This window comes from Pantoea sp. Morm (genome assembly GCF_016643525.1).
GTDB classification, from domain to species: Bacteria; Pseudomonadota; Gammaproteobacteria; order Enterobacterales; family Enterobacteriaceae; genus Pantoea; species Pantoea dispersa.
Window position 1 is genome coordinate 22464 of sequence record NZ_VOQX01000062.1, and the last position, 6311, is coordinate 28774.

The 6311-nt window shown below is 55.1% G+C and carries 8 protein-coding genes and 1 pseudogene; 4 read left to right on the forward strand and 5 right to left on the reverse strand.

Annotated elements, in window-relative coordinates; all coding sequences use genetic code 11:
* Positions 1–7 precede the first annotated feature (7 nt).
* Positions 8–628 (forward strand): L-threonylcarbamoyladenylate synthase, encoded by a 621-nt coding sequence (locus FT726_RS19090; protein ID WP_282996009.1) that lies wholly within the window; start codon positions 8–10, stop codon positions 626–628.
* Here the strand turns inward: FT726_RS19090 and FT726_RS19095 are convergent, their stop codons facing one another.
* Positions 629–1285, reverse strand: a complete 657-nt coding sequence (locus FT726_RS19095; protein WP_181444749.1) for a serine protease — start codon at positions 1283–1285, stop codon at positions 629–631.
* A gap of 203 nt (positions 1286–1488) precedes the next feature.
* A complete protein-coding gene (locus FT726_RS19100) occupies positions 1489–1755 on the reverse strand; it encodes a hypothetical protein (protein ID WP_288422471.1) in 267 nt (88 codons plus the stop codon).
* A 348-nt stretch (positions 1756–2103) separates the two neighbouring features.
* On the opposite strand from FT726_RS19100, the gene rluB reads away from it, so the two are divergent.
* Positions 2104–2982, forward strand: coding sequence for a 23S rRNA pseudouridine(2605) synthase RluB (gene rluB / locus FT726_RS19105; protein ID WP_021510110.1), 879 nt, complete (start codon positions 2104–2106; stop codon positions 2980–2982).
* Positions 2983–3015: 33 nt separating this feature from the next.
* Here the strand turns inward: rluB and cobO are convergent, their stop codons facing one another.
* Together cobO and FT726_RS19115 are read right to left on the reverse strand one after the other, a co-directional pair.
* Complete coding sequence (gene cobO, locus FT726_RS19110; RefSeq protein WP_021510111.1) at positions 3016–3603, reverse strand: cob(I)yrinic acid a,c-diamide adenosyltransferase; 588 nt, start codon at positions 3601–3603, stop codon at positions 3016–3018.
* Positions 3600–4364, reverse strand: a complete 765-nt coding sequence (locus FT726_RS19115; RefSeq protein ID WP_346303228.1) for a YciK family oxidoreductase — start codon at positions 4362–4364, stop codon at positions 3600–3602. Before FT726_RS19115 ends, cobO begins: the two co-directional genes overlap by 4 nt.
* 174 nt (positions 4365–4538) lie before the next feature.
* On the opposite strand from FT726_RS19115, the gene sohB reads away from it, so the two are divergent.
* Positions 4539–5585: a protease SohB gene (gene sohB, locus FT726_RS19120; RefSeq protein WP_058758624.1), complete on the forward strand. Its 1047-nt coding sequence runs from the start codon at positions 4539–4541 to the stop codon at positions 5583–5585.
* A gap of 26 nt (positions 5586–5611) precedes the next feature.
* Here sohB and FT726_RS19125 read toward each other — a convergent pair whose 3' ends face one another.
* Positions 5612–5860, reverse strand: coding sequence for a YciN family protein (locus FT726_RS19125; RefSeq protein ID WP_288422474.1), 249 nt, complete (start codon positions 5858–5860; stop codon positions 5612–5614).
* A 370-nt stretch (positions 5861–6230) separates the two neighbouring features.
* Between FT726_RS19125 and FT726_RS27650 the strand changes: the two are divergent.
* Positions 6231–6311 (forward strand): annotated as a pseudogene (locus FT726_RS27650) (DNA topoisomerase); the annotation flags it as partial.

Sequence of the window (6311 nt, forward strand, 5' to 3'; positions counted from 1 at the left end):
GGTTTTTATGAGTCAACTTTTTCACATTCATCCGGAAAATCCGCAGCCGCGTCTGGTTAATCAGGCGGTGGATTATCTCAATAAAGGCAGCGTTATTGTCTATCCGACCGATTCCGGCTACGCGCTGGGATGCCGTCTGGAAGAGAAGAATGCCATGGAACGCATCTGCCGCATTCGTCAGCTCGATGGTAACCATAACTTTACCCTGATGTGCCGCGATCTTTCTGAGCTGTCGACCTATTCGCAGGTGGATAACAGCGCGTTTCGCATTCTGAAAAACAATACGCCAGGCAATTACACCTTCATTCTGAAGGCCACTAAAGTAGTGCCGCGTCGCCTGATGAACGATAAACGTAAAACCATCGGCCTGCGCGTCCCGTCAAACCCGGTGGCGCTGGCGCTGCTGGAACGCCTCAATGAGCCGATGATGTCGACCTCACTGATGCTGCCAGGCAATGATTTCACTGAATCCGATCCGGAAGAGATCCAGCACAGCATCGGCAAGCTGGTGGATTTAATTATCGATGGCGGCACGCTGGGCCAGCAGCCAACCACCGTGATCGATCTCACCAGCGATGCGCCCGTCATCGTGCGTGAAGGGGCAGGCGATACCCGCCCGTTCCTGTGATTACGCCGGGCCGGGCGCTGTTTGTGGCGTCTGGCCGATATTGGCTTCCAGCCAGCGTTTGAAATCGCCGTACGGAATGTACAGTGAGACATCTTTTAAGATGACTTTTTTGCTGCGTACGTTAGCAATTTCATGGCTGTAACCCACAATCACTCCGCTGATTGTCTGGTCGGCATTATAGACAGCTCCACCCGACATCCCCTGAACGACACCGGCATCGGAAGCCATTGCCATGCAGGGCTTTTTATTCCAGCGATTATTAATGGCGGTGCGCGCCAGATTAACGCCGCTCGACTCGACCGGCATCGCGGAAATAAAACTGTAGCCATACATTTTAATTGGCTCGCCCACCGCGCTGCTGCGGAATTTCGCCAGCGTATCCGGACTGTTTTTATGATAAATAATCGCGACGTCGCAATAGGGGTGATAAGCCTTCACGCGCTGCACGGCGGTTTTGGCCACGTGCGCGGCAGTCAGACTGTATTCCGGCGTTAACGGAATGGTTGTACCGAGGATGCCCAAACCCAGTACCGTCGGGATGCCGGTCACGCTCATATCCACGTGCTGCAGCGCCGTACGACTGTACTCAGTATGGCCCACGGAACAGCCGCTCAGTGCCAGCGCTGCAAGCGCCGGCCAAAGCAGGGAGGTTCTCATGATGGTGGTCTTCATTTAATGTCCGTCAGCAAAATCCCTGGTGAAGACTTTCGACAGACAAATTAAATTCAATCCGTGAAACGATTAGCGCGCCATTTCCCGTGCGCGCCGGATTATATTATCAGGCCAGCTGTACCATTATTTGTTAATGGCTTGTTGTTTGAAAGCTTATAAAAAGTAATTAAAATAATTTTTGATACTGCTTAGCCGAATTCAGGATTAAATTTTACACAGTTTTCGCGGCAGAACAATTCATCATATTTAATCTTTATCAAATAAAAGCGAAAATACAGACTTAATCCAACCTGCAGCGCCAATCCGCTGTATGGCTGGCTCTGATGGCTGCAATAAGCTTTACTAACACCGTTATTCAGTTCTTTATGCTGATTTTGGTGTTTTGCGCCGATTTTCTGTTTGCTCAACTGCAGCTGTGCCAGGAACGCTGCGGGTAACAGACTGGTGAGTCTCATTAATCTATTGCGGCACTAATTGGCGCGCTATTAAATAAATAAACGGTCTCAGGCAAAACGACGTAATTTCAGCGGGTTGCGCAGGCTATCCCGACGCTCGTTACGCAAATCAATCAGAAATCTGAATCAATGACTGTGCTGCCGGCTTCAGCCTCCGGATCGCTGGCGCTTTATTATCGGCAGATAAGGAAAAGGTGTTAACGAAACTGTAGCTGGTGTAAAATCTCCGGCCGTCCGCGCTGGCACCTGGCGCGAAGCGGTCACAGATTCTGATACGGGACCTGGTAACGCCGGTATCTTACCTCTTCATTACCACGACGCCTGGGAAGGCGACAACGAGGCAGCTCCATGAGCGAGAAATTACAAAAAGTATTAGCGCGCGCCGGACACGGTTCGCGCCGTGAAATCGAAGCAATGATTTCAGCCGGACGCATCAGCGTCGATGGCAAACTGGCGACGCTGGGCGATCGCATCGAAAATGACAAAACCCTGAAAATCCGTATTGATGGCCATCTGGTATCGATTGCTGAATCGGCCACCGAGGTGTGTCGCGTACTGGCGTATTACAAACCGGAAGGTGAGCTGTGCACGCGCAACGATCCGGAAGGGCGCCCAACGGTATTTGATCGCCTGCCGCGCCTGCGCGGTTCACGCTGGATTGCCGTCGGCCGTCTGGACGTGAACACCTGCGGTCTGATGTTGTTCACCACCGACGGTGAGCTGGCCAACCGCCTGATGCACCCAAGCCGCGAAGTTGAGCGTGAATACGCAGTGCGCGTATTCGGTGAAGTGGATGACGAAAAAGTGCGTCAGCTGAGCAAGGGCGTGCAGCTGGAAGACGGTCCGGCAGCGTTCAAAACCATCAAATTCGCTGGCGGCGAAGGCATTAACCAATGGTACAACGTCACCCTGACGGAAGGGCGTAACCGTGAGGTGCGTCGTCTGTGGGAAGCGGTTGGCGTGCAGGTAAGCCGTCTGATGCGCGTGCGCTACGGCGATATTCAGCTGCCAAAAGGTCTGCCGCGCGGCGGCTGGATGGAGATGGAACTGCCAGCGGTTAACTACCTGCGTAAGCTGGTGGGACTGCCGGAAGAGACGGTGACCAAAGTGGCCGTCGAGAAAGATCGTCGCCGCACCAAAGCGAACCAAATCCGCCGGGCGGTGAAACGTCATAGCGCGGTAAGCAATAACAGCCCGCGTCGCAACAACACCAAACGCGGTGCCTGATGCTCCCCGACGCCGCGCCTGCGGCGTCCGTTTTTACCAGTCGATTCCCTGCTGTGCCTGAATGCCGGCATCGAACGCGTGTTTGACCGGACGCATCTCGCTGACGGTATCCGCCAGTTCCAGTAGCGTGCGGTGACAGCCGCGCCCGGTAATGATCACACTTTGCTGCGGCGGACGCTGCTGCAGTGCAGTGACCAGCTCATCCAGATCGAGATAATCCATACTCACCATGTAGGTGATTTCATCAAGGATCACCAGATCCAGCGACGCGTCTTGCAGCATGCGTCTGGCGTGTTGCCACACCTGCTGGCAGGCGGCCGTATCGCTGGCACGGTTTTGCGTCTCCCAGGTAAAGCCGGTGGCCATCACCTGAAACTCCACGCCGTGCTGCGCCAGCAGATTACGTTCACCATTGGGCCATTCGCCCTTAATAAACTGCACGGCAGCCACGTTTTTACCGTGGCCGCAGGCGCGCAGCGCGGTGCCAAAAGCGGCGGTGGTTTTACCTTTGCCGTTGCCGGTAAACACCATCAGGATGCCGCGCGTTTCGGTGGCGGCGGCGATGCGGGCGTCAACCTGTTCTTTCAGCCGCTGCTGGCGTTGCTGGTGACGATCGCTCATGCGCTGGCCGGTCCCGGCTTGCGCCCCGGTTGTGCATCGTAGCTGATGCCGGTTTTACGGCGGCTGTCATCGCCCATCAGATAGAGGTAGAGCGGCATCAGGTCGGCCGGGGTTTTCAGCAGGCTGGCATTCTCCTCCGGGAAGGCGCTGGCGCGCATTTTGGTGCGCGTGCCGCCGGGATTGATGCAGTTCACCCGCAGATGGCGGTTTTTATACTCATCGGCCAGCACCTGCATCATGCCTTCGGTGGCGAATTTCGACACGGCATACGCGCCCCAGCCTGCGCGGCCGGTGCGGCCCACGCTGGAGGTGGTGAACACCAGCGAACCGGAGTCGGATTTCAGCAGCAGCGGCAGCAGCGCCTGCGTTAAATAGAAGGTGGCGTCGAGATTGATTTGCATCACCTGCTGCCAGACCGCCGGATCGAGTTCCGCCAGCGGCACGATCTCACCGAGAATGCCGGCATTATGCAGCACGCCATCCAGCCGCGGCACCAGCGCGGCAACCTGTTGTGCCAGCTGCTGGCAGCTTTCCGGTGTGGCGTGCGCCAGATCCAGCAGCAGCGTAGCCGCGGGCTGTTTATTGAGCTGATTAATCGCCTCAGCGGTTTGCTGCAGCGTGGTGGCATTGCGGCCGAGCAGAATCACGCGCGCACCGTAGCGCGCATAGGTCAGGGCGGCTTCACGGCCGATGCCGTCGGAAGCACCTGTCACGAGAATGATGCGATTGTCCAGCAGGTCGCTTTTCGGTTGATAATGCACAGCGATGTCCTTTGCAGGTCAGAGGGTTTTTTGGCTTTATGCCTCAATTTGGCGCAAGGTGCAATCGCCGCAACGCGCATTCTGTGCCGCCTGCCGGCATTTCAGGCGACGAATGGCATCAAAGCGGGTAAACTCAGGGTTTGACTGTAATTCACTGTTTAATAAGGCGGCAGAATGGATTTACTCTCCAGCTATGGATTATTTCTGGCCAAGGCCGTCACCGTCGTGGTGGCGATCGCAGCTATTGTACTGATTGTGCTAAATGCCGCGCTGCGTAAACGTCACAGCGGCGGTCAGCTGCGCTTAACCCATCTCGACGAAGCCTATCGTGAGATGAAAGAGGACCTGCAGCTGGCGAAGATGAAGCCGCAGGCGCAAAAAGTGTGGCTGAAGCAGCATAAGAAAGAAGAGAAACAGAAAGCCAAAGCCGAAAAGCGCAACGCCAAAGCCGGTGTGACTGAAGCGGCGAAGCCGACTCTCTATGTGCTGGAGTTCAAAGGCAGTATGGACGCCGGTGAAGTCAGCTCGCTGCGCGAAGAGATCTCCGCAGTGCTGGCGGTGGCGCAGCCGGGTGATGAAGTGCTGCTGCGGCTGGAAAGTCCCGGTGGCGTGGTGCACGGTTATGGCCTGGCCGCGTCGCAGCTACAACGTCTGCGTGATGCGGGGCTGCAGCTGACCGCGGTAGTGGATAAAGTTGCCGCCAGCGGTGGCTACATGATGGCCTGCGTTGCGGATCGCATCGTGGCGGCGCCGTTCTCCATCATTGGTTCCATCGGCGTGGTGGCGCAAATCCCTAACTTTAACCGGCTACTGAAGCGTAACGACATTGATGTGGAGCTGCACACTGCCGGCCAGTACAAGCGTACGCTGACGCTGTTTGGTGAGAATACCGAGGAAGGGCGGGAGAAGTTTCAGGAAGACCTGAATGAAACCCATCAGCTGTTTAAAGATTTTGTGCATCAGATGCGTCCGGCGCTGGATCTGGACAAAGTGGCGACGGGCGAACACTGGTATGGCCGTCAGGCGCTGGATCTGGGGCTGATTGATGAGATTGGTACCAGCGATGCGCTGATCATTGCGCGCATGGACCGTTTTAGCGTGCTGGGCGTGCACTTCGCGCGCAAGAAAAAGATGATTGATCGCGTGACCCACAGTGCCAGTGTGGCAGCCGAGCGGCTGATTCTGAAAATCTGGCAGCGCGGTGATAAACCGCTGTTGTGAATAAACCCGGCGCAGGCCGGGTTTTTTTATGCCAGGTGATACTGCGCGGAGAGCACCACGGCAAGGTGCTTAAACACGTTAAACACCGCCGTGGTTTTGGCGGTCGGCAACCCTTCATCGTCGAGGAACCACGGGCCGCGAAACACCAGAACCTCGCCCTGCTGAATCACCTCCGTGGCTTTCATCCCGGCAAAATATTCATCGTGCTGCTGAATGCGCTGATTAGCGATTTCCAGTAGCGCCTGGCGTGAAATGGATTCCGTTTCTGCTGACATTTTTCACCTCTTTTTTGACAGCGAATTTTCTCCTTCTATATTACTTGCCTGTCGGTGCGTTCAGCAAATCAGCGTTCGGTCAGAAAACTGGCGAGAAATTAAACAGAATGCTAATTAAGTTGCGTAACAGATTTTATCAGGTAGAGTGTGGGCGATTCAGCTTTCAGGGAGATCACACCAGGATGTGTGATACCGTCAGACGGAAAACTCGCTCTTAATCATCAAGTTGCAAATGCCGATGCAATCTGACCAGAGATTGTCCCCGCTGGCTTGAAAAGCAAAAAGTCAGCAGCAATATTGAACCCATTGGGTTTTGGGGCTGCCAATCCTCTCCCGTTTATCAGGACGTTTCAATTAGGTAAAGGTACATATGGGTAAAGCACTCGTCATCGTTGAGTCCCCGGCAAAGGCCAAAACAATCAATAAATACCTCGGTAATGACTACGTGGTG